The sequence below is a fragment of the Stenotrophomonas sp. YJH_SMC_80 genome, from assembly GCF_059372495.1.
Window position 1 is genome coordinate 65,254 of sequence record NZ_JCAFVP010000003.1, and the last position, 14,151, is coordinate 79,404.

Consider the following 14,151-nt stretch of genomic DNA (forward strand, 5'->3'; position numbering starts at 1 on the left):
GTGCTTGGAGGGAGTGCTCAGGCGGTGGCCAGCAGCGGGGGCAGTGCGGCGGGCTGCGGACGGGCGTCGATGCGACGTGGCTGCAGCAGGCTGCCATCGAGCAGGCGCGGCAACAGTGCGACTGCATCGTGGAAGGTGTCGATGGCGGCATGCTCGATGCCGGCATTCGTGCAATGGGTAATCAGGCGGCGCTTGGCGAACACGAAGTCGGCGTCTTCGGACACACAGAAATCCGAGCTGCCGTCACCGATCATCAGCACGCGCGGTGCTTCGTTGGCGCGCGCCTGCGCGGCGCAGGTGCACTTGCAGGTGCCACTGCGGCAGCCTTCGGCCTGGTAGGGCGACTCCAGTTCCCAATGGTCTTCGCACCAGCGCAGGTGGTTGGCCACCACCGGCAGCTGCGACAGGCCGTGGTTGGCCAGGATGCGGTGGATCGCATAGTCCAGGCCGTCACTGACGATGCGCAGCGGCAGGCCCAGTTGTTCGGCACGGCTGACAAAGGCGGCGAAGCCCGGATCGATCTGTACCTGGTCCAGATGGGCGTCGAGCGTGGCCGGGTCCAGTTTCAGCAGCCGCACCTGGCCCTGCATGCATTCACGCGAGCCGATCTTTCCCGCTTTCCACTGGTCTTCCAGTTCCTGCCAGCCCGGCTGGCCGTACTTTTCCAGCAGCGAGTCGATGACATCTTCGAGGCTGATGGTGCCGTCGAAGTCACACAGGATGCTCCAGTGCATGGGCAGGTCCGTCGATGAAAGAAACGCCCGGCCCGATGCCGGGGCAGGCTCAATGTAGGCAGGCCGCCTTTCTCGTTCCTTTCCTGTTGAAAGGCTCTTCTGACAGGCTGGGAAAACGTTCAGGAAGGTGCACGGATGAATGCGCGGAGGGCAGGCTACGCGTGCACTTTCGGGTCAGGCGCGGGCCAGGAACTGCAGTATTTCGGCAGTCTCTTCGCGGGTCTGCCAGGCGCTGTTGCCAAGGGTCAGCATGCGTGCGGCGAAGTCGCGTGCATTGGGCATGTCGTCCTGCGGCACGATGCCGCGCAGGTACGCGTAGCCGGGCAGGGCATGGATGAACATGCGGCTGGCGCCGAGACCACGTGGCCACAGGTCTTTCAGCACGGCATCGCGGGCGCGCTGGCTGGGCAGCAGCAGCATCAGCAGTGGCCAGGTGCCACCGCTGCCGGCGAGGCCGTCGACCACCTCAACGGCTGGCAGCTGTGCCAGCTGCACGCGCAGCTGCAACGCACGCAGGCGACCGGCCTGCAGGAACGCCGGCAAGCGCCGCGCGGCACGCGCGCCGATGTTCTGCCGCCAGTGGCTGACCCGGTGCTGCGGTATATCAAGCGGGAAAATGTCACCGACCGCTTCTTCCAGATCGTCGCGTTGAAGCGCACTGCGCAATGGATTGCCATACACCAGCGACAGCAGCGAAGGGCGATAGCAGGCAGCAAGGCCGATCAACTGCACGCTGCGCAGCAGCTCCCAGCGCAGGCTGGAGCGAACGTGCTGGACGGCATGTTCGGCCAGCGCAGCACGCAGTTCGTCGTCACGGCTGACCAGCAGGCCGCCTTCATGCAGGCTCAGGCCCTTGCCGGCAGCCAGGCTGAAGAATCCGATATCGCCACGCAGGCCGACACTGGTGTTGCCAACGCGTGCGCCGAGCGCCTGCGCGGCATCCTCGATCACCCAGGCGCCGGCGCCGCGCGCAACCTCGCAGGCCAGCTCGACATCGGCGATGCGCCCGCCCAGGTGAGTGGGCAGGATCGCCAGCGTGCGTGCATCGGCCAGGCGCTTGAGCTGGCCAGGGTCGAAATCGAAGTGGCCATGACGGGTGTCGCACAATTGCGCGCGCAGGCCCAGGCTGTGCACCGCGATCGGCACCAGCGGGCAGGTATAGGCCGGCATGATCACGGTGTCGCGCCTTGGCGCGCGCTTGCGCAGCGTACGCAGCGCGATCAGCAGTGCGTGCGTGCCGGAACAGGTCAGCTGCAGTGGCGGTGTGCCGAGCTGGCTGGCCAGGACTTCGCGCAGGTCGCCACCACCGGGCAGGAAATCGCTGGCCTGAATCGGCAGGCCAGCGGTAGGTGGCAGTTCGCGCGCGAACAGGCTCATCGCAGCCCACTCACGACGCGCTTTCGGCGGGACTGTGCGGGTCGTCCGCTTCAGCGCGGCCGAGGCAGACGATGCCGGCCACGATCAGTACCGCACCGAGCAGATGGTGCAGGGTCAGTGGCTCGTTCAACAGCCACGCCGACAGCAGCAGCACGCTGATCACTTCCAGGTGCGAGGCCGCGAACGCCGGGCCGATCGGCGCATGGCGCAGCAGGCTCATCCAGGTGAAGAACGCACCCACGTAGCCGAGGATGGCGCCATACACCCACGGCTGCGACAGCACGCGCAGCAGCCAGGCGGTGTTGGCCTCGACCGGCAGCGCGGCGTCACCGGCGTACTTGAAGCACAGCTGGGCCAGCGTGTCGAAGGCCATCAGCAGCGGGAAACCGATCACATACAGGCGCCTCATGAGCCGGCCCCCACCACCGCCACGCCCGCGGTGACCAGCAGCATGCCGGTCACCCGCAGCGGCGTGAGCTTCTCGCGGAACAGGAAACGACCGGCGATCATCAACGCAACGATGTTGATCGAGCCCAGCAGCACGCCCTTGGACAGCGGCACCAGCGACAGGAACGCAATCCAGGCCACGAACTCGAGCACGTAGCAGGCGATGCCGATCCACAGCCAGGGGCGGCTGAGCATGTGTTTCCAGCGTTGCAGTCCTTCGCCTTCCTGCGGGTCGCTGGCGGCGGCCTTGAAGGCGAGCTGGCCACCGGTATCGAGTACCACATTGGCCAGCCACAGCAGGGTGGCGAGTGCCCCCATCTCAGGCCACCGCCTTGAGCACGCCCGTGCGTTCACCGATCTCGGTGAAAAAGCGCGCGCTGCGACGGATCACATCGCGGCGTTCGCGATCGATGGTGATCATGTGGTAGCTGTCTTCCAGCACCACCAGTTCCTTCGGGCCGCTGACCCGCGACATCACCAGCTCGGCGTTGCCCATGCTGGCCACATCGTCTTCGCGGGCGTGCATCACCAGGCACGGTGCGGTGACCTGGTGCAGGTGGCGGCGGGTCCACTGGCTCAGCGCACGCATCTCGGCCAGCGCATGCCAGGGGTTGCCCGGCAGGCCGGCAGCCGCGCTGTCGCCGGACAGCATTGCGGCGCTGACCTGCGCGCGCAGGCGCTCGTCGCGCAGGCCGTACGGCGGTTCTTCCATGAACATGCGGTCGCGGCCGATGTTGAAGCGCTTGAACCACGGCAGCAGGAACGAGAAGCGGGCCACGGCGGGAATGTTCCAGCCGTCGTAACGGAAAGTGGCGCCGTACACGCCCACGCCGGATACCCACTCCGGGCGACGTGCCGCCAACGCCAGCGAGAGTACCGCGCCCATCGACAGGCCACCCACGAACAGCTGGTCGACCTTGCCGCGCAGGGCGGCCGCCGCATCTTCCACGCCCTGGTACCACTGTTCCCAGGTGGTCGCCAGCAGGTCATCCACGGTGCCGCAATGGCCGGGCAGTTGCACGCCGTGGACGGTGAAGCCGGCATTGTTCAGGCCCTTGCCCAGCATGCGCATTTCCGCCGGGGTGCCGGTCAGGCCATGGACCAGCAGCACGCCCTGGGGGCCACCGGGGAGGAAGAAGTCGTGCGATTCGGTCACCTGGCGGCTCCGGGACGGCAGTGGGGATGGCAGGATCGCAAGCGCGATTTTCACCAGCCTTTCAGAGCGCCGAGCCGGGTCAGGGGGCCTTCAGCAGCGGCAGCGTGATGGCGACCTTGAGCCCCCCGCCCGGGCGGTTGAGGAAGCTCAGGCGGCCGCCGAAGTGCTCTACCGCCTCGTGCGCGATGGCCAGGCCGAGGCCGGTGCCGCTGGCAGCGGTGCCCGGCGCCCGGAAGAAGCGCTCGCCCAGCCGTGGCATCACGTCGTCGGGCACGCCGGGGCCGTTGTCTTCCACATAGAGTTCGACATCATTGTCGTCCAGCGCGTGCACGCCCACCGTGACGGTGGCATTGCGGCCGGCATAACGCAGGGCGTTGTCGATCAGGTTGTCCAGCGCCTCCTGCAGCATGGCGCCGTTGCCGAGCACACGCAGCGGATGGGGGCTGCCGCGGTAGCCGAGGTCGATGCCATCGCGGATCGCCTCCGGCACGCGCATGCCAACCCACTGCGGCACCAGCTCGCACAGGTCCAGTGCTTCCACGGTATCGGGCACGGTCTGCGCCCGGCTCAGCGCCAGCAGCTGGGTGCTGACCCGGGCAGTGCGCTGGTTGAGCCGGCGGATGTGCTGCAGCGCCTCGCGCACCGTATCGGGGTCACCGTGTGCCAGCGCCTGGTCCACGTGCAGGGCCATGCCCGCCAGCGGCGAACGCAGCTGGTGCGCGGCATCGGCAATGAAGCGGTTCTGCAGGGTGATCATTTCCGCCTGGCGGGCAAACAGATCGTCGATGGTGCTGATCAGTGGCTGGATCTCCTCCGGTACGTCGGCGTCGGAGATCGGTGCCAGTTCGCCACGGCGCTGCGCCAGGCGGGTCCTCAGCGGCGTGAGGATGCGCAGGCCGTAGGTCACGCCGAACCAGACCAGTGCTGCGGTGCCCAGCGCCAGCATGGTCATCAGCGGGATGATGATCATCAGGATCTCGCGCGCCCGCTGTCGGCGGTCGGCCATGCTCTCGGCCACGGTCACCGCCAGCTGGTCCTGCGGATCGTTCATCGCCTGCGTGCAGACCGTGGCCATGCGCACCTGCTGGCCATTGAGGTTGCCGTCGTACAGCGCCGGATGCACGCCGGTGCAGTCCTGAGAAGGGGCATACGGGCTGAAGTCGGCATTGCCGCTGAGCGTACCCATGCGGCTGCTGTCGACGTTGAAGTAGCGATGGCCGTCGGGGTCGTACTCGATCAGGAAGCGCGCCTGCGGCGACAGGTCGCTGGTCACCGGCATGGTGCTCAGCATCTGCGCGAACGAATGCGTGTCGTCGATCAGGTTGCGGTCGTGGATGCGGTTGGAATAGTCCAGCGCAACGTAGTAGGCCAGGATCGTGTTGAAGGTGAGCAGACCCAGCATCGGCAGCGCCAGGAAGGCGAGCAGGCGCCGGCGCAGGCTGGGCGGTCCACTGATCACGGGGTGCTGTCGTCCTGCGCGTCTTCCAGCATGTAGCCCAGCCCGCGCACGGTGCGGATGCCCATGCCGCCGGGCTGCAGCTTGCGGCGCAGGCGGTGCAGGGCGATGTCCAGGCCGTTGTCGGTCAGGTCCTGGCCCCAGTCGCACAGCGCTTCCACCAACTGCGCGCGTGACACGATGCGCTCGGCGCGCACTGCCAGTGCCGACAGCAGGCCGAACTCGCGTGCGGTCAGTTCCAGCGACTGGTCGTCGATCCACACCCGATGCCCGGCCAGGTCGATGCGAAGGCGGCCGATGCGCAGGTCCGGGTTGCCATTGCTGGTGACCCGGCGCAGCTGGGCGCGCACGCGCGCTTCGAACTCGTCCAGCGCGAACGGCTTGACCAGGTAGTCATCGGCACCCAGGTCGAGCACACGCACGCGCTCGGCCAGGCCGTCACGGGCGGTCACCACCAGCACTGCGAGGCCATCACCGCGCTGGCGCAGGCGCTGCAGCACGTCGCGGCCATCCAGCTGCGGCAGCCCCAGGTCCAGTACCAGCAGCGCGTACTGCGTCGAGCCCAGTGCAGCATCGGCGTGCGCACCGTTGTCGACGTGGTCGACCACGTGCCCCTGCCGGCGCAGCGAGGCGCACAGGCCGGAGGCGATATCCGGGTCGTCTTCAGCAATCAGAACGCGCATGCGCGGGGCTCCTGTAACGGTCAGGCCCACCGGATGGACGGGGGTGGGCCTCTCGGCTGCCGAGGGTAGCCGCAAACCGGCTGCAGGTGGAGCGCGTCGGCACCTCCCGGCACCGTCGCGCTGTCCCTCCATTCAGTCCTGCAGGCCCGGCTCACCGAGCGCCAGCGGCACCCGCGAACCATCCAGCAGGCCACGGCTGAGCTTGCCACCCTCGATGAACAGCAGTTCGCCGTTCTCGCCGTTCTTGATGCTGCTGTCGATGGCGATCACGCGGTCGCCGTGGAAGCTGCTGACGTGCGGCATCGAGGTATGGCCAACCACGATGCGCTTGAGCTGCAGGCGGTCGAGCACAGCCTGCACACCCGCGGTGTCGAGGCGGCCATCGAAATAGCCGCGGTACCAGATCGGGCTGGTCTTGCCGTCATACAGCGGTGCGGTGGCCGGGTCGGCCTTCACTTCGGCCTTGGGCAGGCCCAGCGAGGCCTGATAGGCCGCGTTGGTGCGTGCCGGGTCCAGCGCCAGCTGCACCGCCTCGGGCGAGATGCCGCCGTGCAGGAACAGGGTATCGCCGATCTTCAGCAGCACCGGGCGGGTGCGCAGCCACTGGCCGATCACCGAGTCGGCGCCATACAGCTGCGGGTAGCTGCGGCCGAGCAGCTGGGCGCTGCGCAGGTATTTCGGGTTGACGTAGCGCAGGTCGTCGTACAGCACCATGGTCTCGTGGTTGCCGAGCACGAAGTGCACCGCGCCGCCGGCGGCGGCCGCCTGCTGCTGCAGGCCATACAGCAGCCAGAAGGCTTCGGTTACCTGCGGGCCGCGGTCGAACACATCGCCGGCGATGACCAGGGTGTCCTTGCCCAGCGCCCAGCGGTCCTGTGCGTCGATGACCTTGTGGGCACGCAGCAGGCGCACCAGCAGCCCGTACTGGCCGTGGATGTCGGACAGCGCCACGATGCGCGGCACGGCCGGCAGCACGGAGACCGACGGAGCATTCGGGGCGGCCACGTGCACGCTGTGTTCGTAGCCGCAACGCGGGGTGATGTCGGTGCCTGCGGCCTGCGTGGCAAGTGTGTGAGACTCGACCTTGTCGTCGCAGATCCATCTGGCCTGCAGCTGGTTGCCCTGGCGGAACACATAGGGTCCATCGGCCTGTACGTGGTCGGCGGGCGCGGCAACCTCGCGGGCCTGCGTGGTTGCTGTGGCGCAGGCCAGCAGCGGCAACAGCAGGGCGGTCAGCAGGGAAGGGCGACAGCGCGACATCGGCGGCATCCAGCGGCGGAAAGATCCGATGCTAACCGGCGCGGGCGTCCGTCGGTGTGCGCGAATGGGCGGATCAGGTGTCGCGCCCGTCGTCCTTGAGCTTGCGCACGCGGGTGGCAGTGGGCTGAAGCGGCTGGCCATCGCGCCCGCGCGGCTGCATGTAGGGCAGCGGCCGCCGCGTCGCCAATTCGATCAGCTGCGAATGGGCTTCGCCTGCACCGAAGCGATGGCGCTCTCCCCACTGGCGCAGTGCGACCAGCAGCGGGAACAGTTCCAGGCCTGCGGCGGTGAGCACGTACTCCTGGTAGGCCGATCCATCGGAGGCTGGCTGCAGCTGCAGGATGCCGGCCTCGACCAGCCGGCGCAGGCGGTCGCTGAGGATGTTGCGCGCCGCGCCGAGGCTGCGCTGGAAATCACCGAAGCGGGTGATGCCGTCGAACGCGTCGCGGATCACCAGTAATGCCCAGCGGTCACCGAGCAGGTCGGCACTGCGGGCTACAGGGCAGGGGCTGTCGGCGTGCATGCTGGGTATCTCCGAATGTGGTTGCAGTTTAAAACCAATGGCGATAGCCTGCATCTGGTTTCAAAGTGCAACCATATGATGAGTGCCACATCGCTTCCCCGCCCGCTGCTGGTCCTGCTTGCGGCTGCCGCCGGCGCCAGCGTCGCCAACGTCTACTACGCGCAGCCGCTGCTGGATCAGCTTGCACGCGCCTTTGCGCTGGACCGGGCGGTGGCCGGCGCAGTGCTGGCTGCCACCCAGGCCGGCAGCGTGCTGGCATTGCTTGGCCTGCTGCCGCTGGCAGACCGCGGCGACCGGCGACGCCTGCTGCGGCTGCAGTTGATCGCGCTGGTGCTGGCCCTGTTGTGGCTGGCGGCGTCACGCACGGCGAGCTGGCTGTTGTCGGGCATGCTGCTGGCAGGCCTGCTGGGCACCGCGCTGACCCAGGGCCTGATTGCCTATACCGCCATGCTGGCACCGCCCGAGCAGCGCGGTCGCGTGGTCGGTGTGGTGCAGGGCGGCGTGTTCATCGGCCTGCTGCTGGCGCGCGTGGTGTCCGGTACGGTGGCGGCGGCCTTTGGCTGGCAGAGGGTCTACCTGCTGTCAGCGGTGGTGATGGCAGCGTTGGCGGCGCTGCTGTGGCGGCGCCTGCCCGCAGTACCGGTGCCGTCGGTCCCTCCACGCTGGCGCGAGCTGCTGGGCTCGATGCTGGGCATGCTGCGCCGCGATCGAACGCTGCGCGAGCGCGGGCCGCTGGCATTGCTGCTGTTTGCCGGCCTCAATGTGTTCTGGGCGGCGGCACCCTTGCCGCTGTCGGCACCGCCGCTGCACTGGTCGACCGCAACCATCGGCGCGCTCGGCCTGGCCGGCGTGGTCGGTGCGCTGATGGCGGCGCGGGTCGGACACTGGATGGACCGTGGTTTCGCGCATCGGGTCAGCCTCGGCGCGCTGTTGTTGATGCTGGTCGCGTGGTGGCCGCTGCTGGGCCTCCCGCATTCGCTGTCCTTGCTGCTGCTGGGGGTGGTCGTGCTCGACCTCGGCGGCCAGGCACTGCATGTCTCGAACCAGGCATTGTTGCTGCGTGCACCGGCAGAACAGCATGGGCGCCTGGTGGCGTTGTACATGCTGTTCTATGCACTGGGCAGTGGTGCAGGCGCGGCGGCGGGGCCCTGGATGCAGGTGCGGCATGGCTGGCCTGCCGTGTGCCTGCTGGGGGCAGGCATCGCGTTGCTGGCGCTGCTGTGGTGGGCAGCATGGCGGGTGGGGGCGGTGAAAGCAGCGGCTGGCGCGCGAACCGGTAGAGTCGACTTTTAGTCGACTGCTCTTCGTTCCGACGGCGAAAAATCCCGCGCTGCGCGCGATAGTCGACCAGCGGTCGACTCTACCTGTCCTGCCGTCATCGCTGCAGTGCACGCCGCCCCGGGGCTTCCTGCAGGTCCGCGCTGGCGACCACCACGCGGTTGCGGCCGCTGCGCTTGGCCTCGTACATCGCGGCGTCGGCACGTGCCATCAACCGCTCGTAGTCCGGATGACCATCGTGACCGGCCACGCCGATGCTGGCGGTCAGCTCCAGCACCTGGCCATTGGCCAGTGCTACCGGTGATTGTGCGATCTGTCGGCGCAGGTTCTCGGCGATCACGGTCGCCTGCGACTCGCTGGCGGCCACCAGCACCACCACGAATTCTTCGCCGCCATAGCGGAACAGGTAGTCGCTGCCACGCGTGAGCTGGCCGAGCAGGCCGGCCACGTGCTGCAACGCACGGTCGCCGGCATCGTGGCCATGGCCGTCGTTGATTGCCTTGAAATGATCCAGGTCGAGCAGCAGCAGCGAGAACGGTGTGCGGTTGCGCGTGGCCAGCTCGATTTCCCGGCGCAGCACGGTGGGCAGGAAGCGACGGTTGAGCAGGTTGGTCAGCGCGTCGCTGCCGGCATCCAGTTCGCCGATGCGCTCGAACAGCAGCGTCATCAGGGTGCGGATGGCGGCCAGGTCCTCGCGGATGGCCGGCAGCACCGCCAGTCGCTGCGCCGGAGCATCGCCACTCGCGCGCTGCAGGTGGCCGTCAATGCGGGCCATCAACTGGCCCACCTGCTGCGTTTCGCTGCTTTCGCCGAAGCTGGGGATGCCCTTGTGGGTGAACCACAGGCCGAACTCCGAGGTGGCCAGGCTGGCGTTGTCGCTGGCCTGCACGTGGCCGGCGAGGGCGTAGAGCAGGGCGTTCTCCCAGTCCAGCAGCAATGCGCGCTGGCGCTCGCGTTCGGTACCGACGTTCTGTACCAGCGAGAACAGCCGGTAGGCGGCGTCGGCACGGGTGGAGCGCTCGCGCGCATGGGTGTAGGCCAGGGTCATGCCTTCCATGGCGATGTCCATGATCGCGCTGAGGCAGGCGATGGCGGCGAACGCGGTCGCGCTGTCGGGCGCGTCGGCGCGCAGGCGCACGAACAGCTCGTGCTTGAGCACGCGCGCACCGCGGGTGACCAGGTCGACCGGGATGCCGACCCGTGCGTGTACGTCGCCGATCACCCGCTGCGAGGCGACCGTGGTGGCGATGCCAGCGGCGTCGGTGGTCAGCAGCTGTACCAGCCAGCGCTGCATGGCCGGCTGCAGGCGCTGCTTGACCTGGTCGTGGGACAGGAAGCGGCGTGCGCGCCCGTCCTGCAGCAGCACTTCGTAAAAGCGCTGGGCCAGCGCGGGTGGGGCATCGGTGGCAGCGGCGTTGAGCAGCGCGGTGGCGGCAGGGCCGGCCTGTAGCAGGCATTGCTGCCAGGCCTCGGCCAGCGGCTGGCTGGCATCGTCCAGTTGGGGTGGTTCCACGTCGATCTCTGACTGCGTACGGCAAACCATGGGTATCGGCCGCGGTGGCATACGGTTGATGGCGGGGTAGCCGGCCAGTTTACGCGCGGTGCAGGCTTGCACGGTGCGCAAAGCACATCGACGCCGCTGCGGCAATGAGTGAACGCATTTGAGAATCACTCGCATTGATGGGAGAATGCGCGCACGGAGCGGGCTGCAGGTGCCTGCAGGACGGCTCCGCCTCCCCCCCTCGTCGTTGCCTCAAGCCTTTGCCAGAGGCCCCGCAGCCCTGCCAGAAGGTCCTGATCATGTCTCCTGCCGTTGTCCATTCACCGCGCCCGCTGGCGCTTGCCGTCGCCGCCCTGCTGGCGGGCAGCGCCCTGACCGCCCAGGCCGAAACCGACGCCACCGACATCGACACGGTGCACGTCACCGCCTCGCAGATCGCGCGCCAGGCACTGGGTACCTCGACCATCACCGCCGAGGATATCGCCCGGCGCCCGCCAGCCAACGACATCGCCGAGCTGTTGCGGACCATGCCGGGCGTCAACCTGACCGGCAACAGCGCCTCGGGCCAGTACGGCAACAACCGCCAGATCGACCTGCGTGGCATGGGCCCGGAAAACACCCTGATCCTGGTCGATGGCAAGCGCATCGGCGCACGCGATGCCGTGCGCATGGGGCGCAGCGGCGAGCGCAATACCCGCGGTGACACCAACTGGGTGCCGGCGGAAATGATCGAGCGCATCGAAGTGCTGCGCGGCCCGGCGGCGGCACGCTATGGCTCCGGTGCCTCCGGCGGCGTGGTCAACATCATCACCAAGCGCCCGACCGGCGACCTGACCGGTGCGGTGGATCTGTATGGGCTGGTGCCCCAACACAGCGCCGAAGGTGGCAGCGAACGCGTCGGCCTGCAGCTGAGTGGGCCGATGACCGACACCCTGTCGTTCCGCCTGTACGGCAATCTCAACAAGACCGACGCGGACTCGCTGGAGCTCAACCGCCAGTACGCTACCAACCCCAACGCGGTGCCGCCGGCCGGTCGCGAGGGCGTCAAGAACCGCGATGTCAACGCGCTGCTGCGTTGGGACGTGACCGCCAACCAGGTGGTGGAGTTCGAAGCCGGCACCAGCCGCCAGGGCAACATCTACGCTGGTGATCGCGCGGTCAGCACCACCGGTACATCGACCGGTGTTGACCTGGCGGCACTGGCCGAGGGCGAAGCGGAGACCAACCGCATGTACCGCAACACCGGCGCGATCACCCATCGTGGCCGCTGGGGCGACGTGACCTCGCGGGTGACGGCCGCGGTGGAGGCGGTGAACAACTCACGCATCAACGAAGGCCTGGCCGGTGGCCCGGAAGGCAGCTTCAACGGCAGCGACTGGTCGACCTCGCGACTGCGCAACTACCAGCTGGACGGCGAAGTGAGCTTCCCGACCACGCTGGGTGGTGCCGAGAACATCTGGACGCTTGGCTTTGAATACCTGGACAGCCGCCTGACCGACCCGTACTCGATGAGCCAGTCCAGCAGCAGCGGCGGCGGCATCCCGGGGCTGTCGGCCGATCGTGCGCGGGGCAAGGCCGATGCGCAGACCACCGCCGTGTTCGTCGAAGACAACATCTACCTGGGTGAGCGCTGGATCGTTACCCCGGGCCTGCGCTTCGACCACCACAGCCAGTTCGGCAACAACACCAGCCCCAGCCTCAACGCGCAGTTCCGCATCAACGGCGACTGGGTGGTGAAGGGCGGCATCGCCCGGGCGTTCAAGGCGCCGAACCTGTACCAGTCGAATCCGGACTATCTGTATTACACCCGTGGCAATGGCTGCCCGAATGCACTGCCGAGCCTGGGCGCCGGCTGCTACATGCGCGGCAATGCGGACCTGAAGGCGGAAACCAGCCTGAACAAGGAACTCGGCATCGAGTGGGCACCGCAGAGCGGCTGGCAGGCCTCGTTGACTTACTTCCATAACGACTACAAGGACAAGATCCAGGCCGGCTACACCCAGATCGGCCTGACTGCCGACACCAGGGGCCGCATCTTCCGCTGGGAGAACGCGCCGAAGGCGATCGTGCAGGGGCTGGAAGGCAACCTGGTGATCCCGCTGCTGGGCGAGCAGGGCAACCGCCTGAAGTGGAGCAACAACTTCACCTACATGGTGGAGAACGAGAACAAGCGCACCGGCCAGCCGCTGTCGGTGATTCCGAAGTACACCGTCAACACGATGCTGGACTGGCAGGCCACCGACAAGCTGTCGCTGCTGCTGACCGGCACGTTCTACGGCAAGCAGAAGCCGGCCACCACCAACATCAACAATGATCCGCGCTGCACCGGCACCTGCGACCCATCGATCGCACTGCAGGATCGCGGTGCGTACAACATCTGGGGCGTGAGCGCGCGCTACAAGGTGACCGAGACGGTCAGCTTCGGCTTCGGCGTGAACAACCTGGCCGACAAGCGCCTGTTCCGCGAGGCCAACAGCAGCGATGCCGGCGCGGCGACCTACAACGAGCCGGGCCGCGCGTACTGGGCCAGCCTGCGCTTCGGGTTCTGACCCGATGAGGCCTGCGCCGGGGCGTTCCCCGGCGCAGCCTGAAGGCTACTTCACCTGCCGGCAATCGCGCAGGTGGACGCCACCGGTGTCCATCTTGTCGACCACGCCTTCCAGTTTCACCCAGTCGTTCTCGCGCAGGGTGGCGCCCAGCGCCATCTGATCCGGCGCAAGCGCACAGTGCACGGTGAAGTTGGCATTGTTGTCGTCGTTCGACTGGCGCCCGCCGATGCCACCGATGCCCTTCATCTTGGTGACCAGATAGCCCACCTCGAAGGTCTTGGCAAAGCGGTTGGGCTGGGCGGTGTACACCTGGCCATCGATGATGAAACGACGGCCGAAATACTTGACGAGCAACGGCTGGTACATCGCATCGGTATCCGGCGGGGTGCTGGTGCCGGAGAACAGCGCCCTGAGCGGTGCGGTGTTGATTTCCCGCTGCAGCCGCTTGGCGTCCTTGCCCATTTCGGTGGACATGCCGACCGCAGTGGCCTGGATCGGCTTGTCGAAACCGCTGGAGACACGCACGGCTTCCGCGATCGCCTCGCCTTCGGGGCCGGTCTTGAGCTTGTCCAGCCAGCCACACAGCGCGCTGCGTGCGTCCTCTTCCTTGGCGGTCTGCCCGCGTGACAGCTTGGTACCGACCACCACGTTGCCGCCATTGGAGGCGGTGATGATGCTGACCAGCGGCATCTTGGTGTCGGTCTGCAGCACGTACATCTGGCCTTCGGTCTCGGTGATGACATCTCCGCTGACGAAGTTGTTGCCTTCGTCGAGTGCCGCCTTGCGCAGCTGGCCCAGCGCACTGCGGGGCTTCAGGCCGGGAAGGGTGACCTCGGAGGTGAAAAACTGGCCATTGCGGGGGTCGCCTACCGCCTGGAAGTTCTGCTGGCAGGTCTTGGCCGAGGCGCTTGCGGCCACGCCCAGCGTGAAGGCCACGGCGACGGCGACCCAGGGGGTCTTGGTAGTCCACATGTTCCGGATTCCTTGTGCTTGGGTGTCCATTGCGGGCCGCAACGCCGAAGCGGTCTGGCTGCCCGTTCCCCGTCCAGAGGGGATGTGGTCATCATAGTGTGGCCCGGCACGGGCGCAAGCTGCGGCGAGCCGCGACGTGCAGTCTGCAATGTTATAAACACCGTGATAGTTTCCCCACGGCCGTCGGCGTAGCCTGCCTCCATCGCAAAGGAGCT

At 67.6% G+C, this 14,151-nt stretch carries 13 protein-coding genes; 2 read left to right on the plus strand and 11 right to left on the minus strand.

What is annotated here, in order from left to right:
- Positions 1–17: 17 nt before the first annotated feature.
- The 9 genes from AC5P99_RS06080 to AC5P99_RS06120 form a co-directional block, all read right to left on the minus strand.
- Positions 18–734, minus strand: coding sequence for an MtnX-like HAD-IB family phosphatase (locus tag AC5P99_RS06080; RefSeq protein WP_005408664.1), 717 nt, complete (start codon positions 732–734; stop codon positions 18–20).
- Positions 735–908: 174 nt separating this feature from the next.
- Positions 909–2,111, minus strand: coding sequence for a DegT/DnrJ/EryC1/StrS family aminotransferase (locus tag AC5P99_RS06085; RefSeq protein WP_099605764.1), 1,203 nt, complete (start codon positions 2,109–2,111; stop codon positions 909–911).
- A 10-nt stretch (positions 2,112–2,121) separates the two neighbouring features.
- The gene (locus AC5P99_RS06090; protein ID WP_005408666.1) at positions 2,122–2,520 is read right to left on the minus strand and encodes a DMT family transporter; all 399 of its coding nucleotides are present in this window, start codon (positions 2,518–2,520) and stop codon (positions 2,122–2,124) included.
- Positions 2,517–2,876, minus strand: a complete 360-nt coding sequence (locus tag AC5P99_RS06095; protein ID WP_012479558.1) for an EamA family transporter — start codon at positions 2,874–2,876, stop codon at positions 2,517–2,519. Before AC5P99_RS06095 ends, AC5P99_RS06090 begins: the two co-directional genes overlap by 4 nt.
- Position 2,877: 1 nt before the next feature.
- Entirely contained in the window at positions 2,878–3,714 is an 837-nt protein-coding gene (locus AC5P99_RS06100; RefSeq protein ID WP_065179649.1) for an alpha/beta hydrolase, read from the minus strand.
- Positions 3,715–3,793: 79 nt separating this feature from the next.
- A complete protein-coding gene (locus AC5P99_RS06105) occupies positions 3,794–5,173 on the minus strand; it encodes a sensor histidine kinase (RefSeq protein WP_005412674.1) in 1,380 nt (459 codons plus the stop codon).
- The gene (locus tag AC5P99_RS06110; protein WP_005408670.1) at positions 5,170–5,853 is read right to left on the minus strand and encodes a response regulator; all 684 of its coding nucleotides are present in this window, start codon (positions 5,851–5,853) and stop codon (positions 5,170–5,172) included. The genes AC5P99_RS06105 and AC5P99_RS06110 overlap by 4 nt, the downstream gene beginning before the upstream one ends.
- Positions 5,854–5,985: 132 nt before the next feature.
- A complete protein-coding gene (locus tag AC5P99_RS06115) occupies positions 5,986–7,113 on the minus strand; it encodes a metallophosphoesterase (protein ID WP_049451889.1) in 1,128 nt (375 codons plus the stop codon).
- Positions 7,114–7,186: 73 nt separating this feature from the next.
- Entirely contained in the window at positions 7,187–7,636 is a 450-nt protein-coding gene (locus AC5P99_RS06120) for a winged helix-turn-helix transcriptional regulator (RefSeq protein ID WP_005408672.1), read from the minus strand.
- A 75-nt stretch (positions 7,637–7,711) separates the two neighbouring features.
- Between AC5P99_RS06120 and AC5P99_RS06125 the strand changes: the two genes are divergently transcribed.
- Complete coding sequence (locus AC5P99_RS06125; RefSeq protein WP_414715522.1) at positions 7,712–8,929, plus strand: MFS transporter; 1,218 nt, start codon at positions 7,712–7,714, stop codon at positions 8,927–8,929.
- Between the two features lie 82 nt (positions 8,930–9,011).
- On the opposite strand, the gene AC5P99_RS06130 is transcribed toward AC5P99_RS06125, so the two are convergent.
- Entirely contained in the window at positions 9,012–10,427 is a 1,416-nt protein-coding gene (locus AC5P99_RS06130; RefSeq protein ID WP_108270635.1) for a GGDEF domain-containing protein, read from the minus strand.
- Between the two features lie 287 nt (positions 10,428–10,714).
- Here AC5P99_RS06130 and AC5P99_RS06135 point away from each other — a divergent pair, with 287 nt between their 5' ends.
- Positions 10,715–12,964: a TonB-dependent siderophore receptor gene (locus AC5P99_RS06135; RefSeq protein WP_088436645.1), complete on the plus strand. Its 2,250-nt coding sequence runs from the start codon at positions 10,715–10,717 to the stop codon at positions 12,962–12,964.
- A 45-nt stretch (positions 12,965–13,009) separates the two neighbouring features.
- Here the strand turns inward: AC5P99_RS06135 and AC5P99_RS06140 are convergent, their stop codons facing one another.
- Entirely contained in the window at positions 13,010–13,936 is a 927-nt protein-coding gene (locus tag AC5P99_RS06140; RefSeq protein WP_088436617.1) for a hypothetical protein, read from the minus strand.
- Between the last annotated feature and the right edge of the window lie 215 nt (positions 13,937–14,151).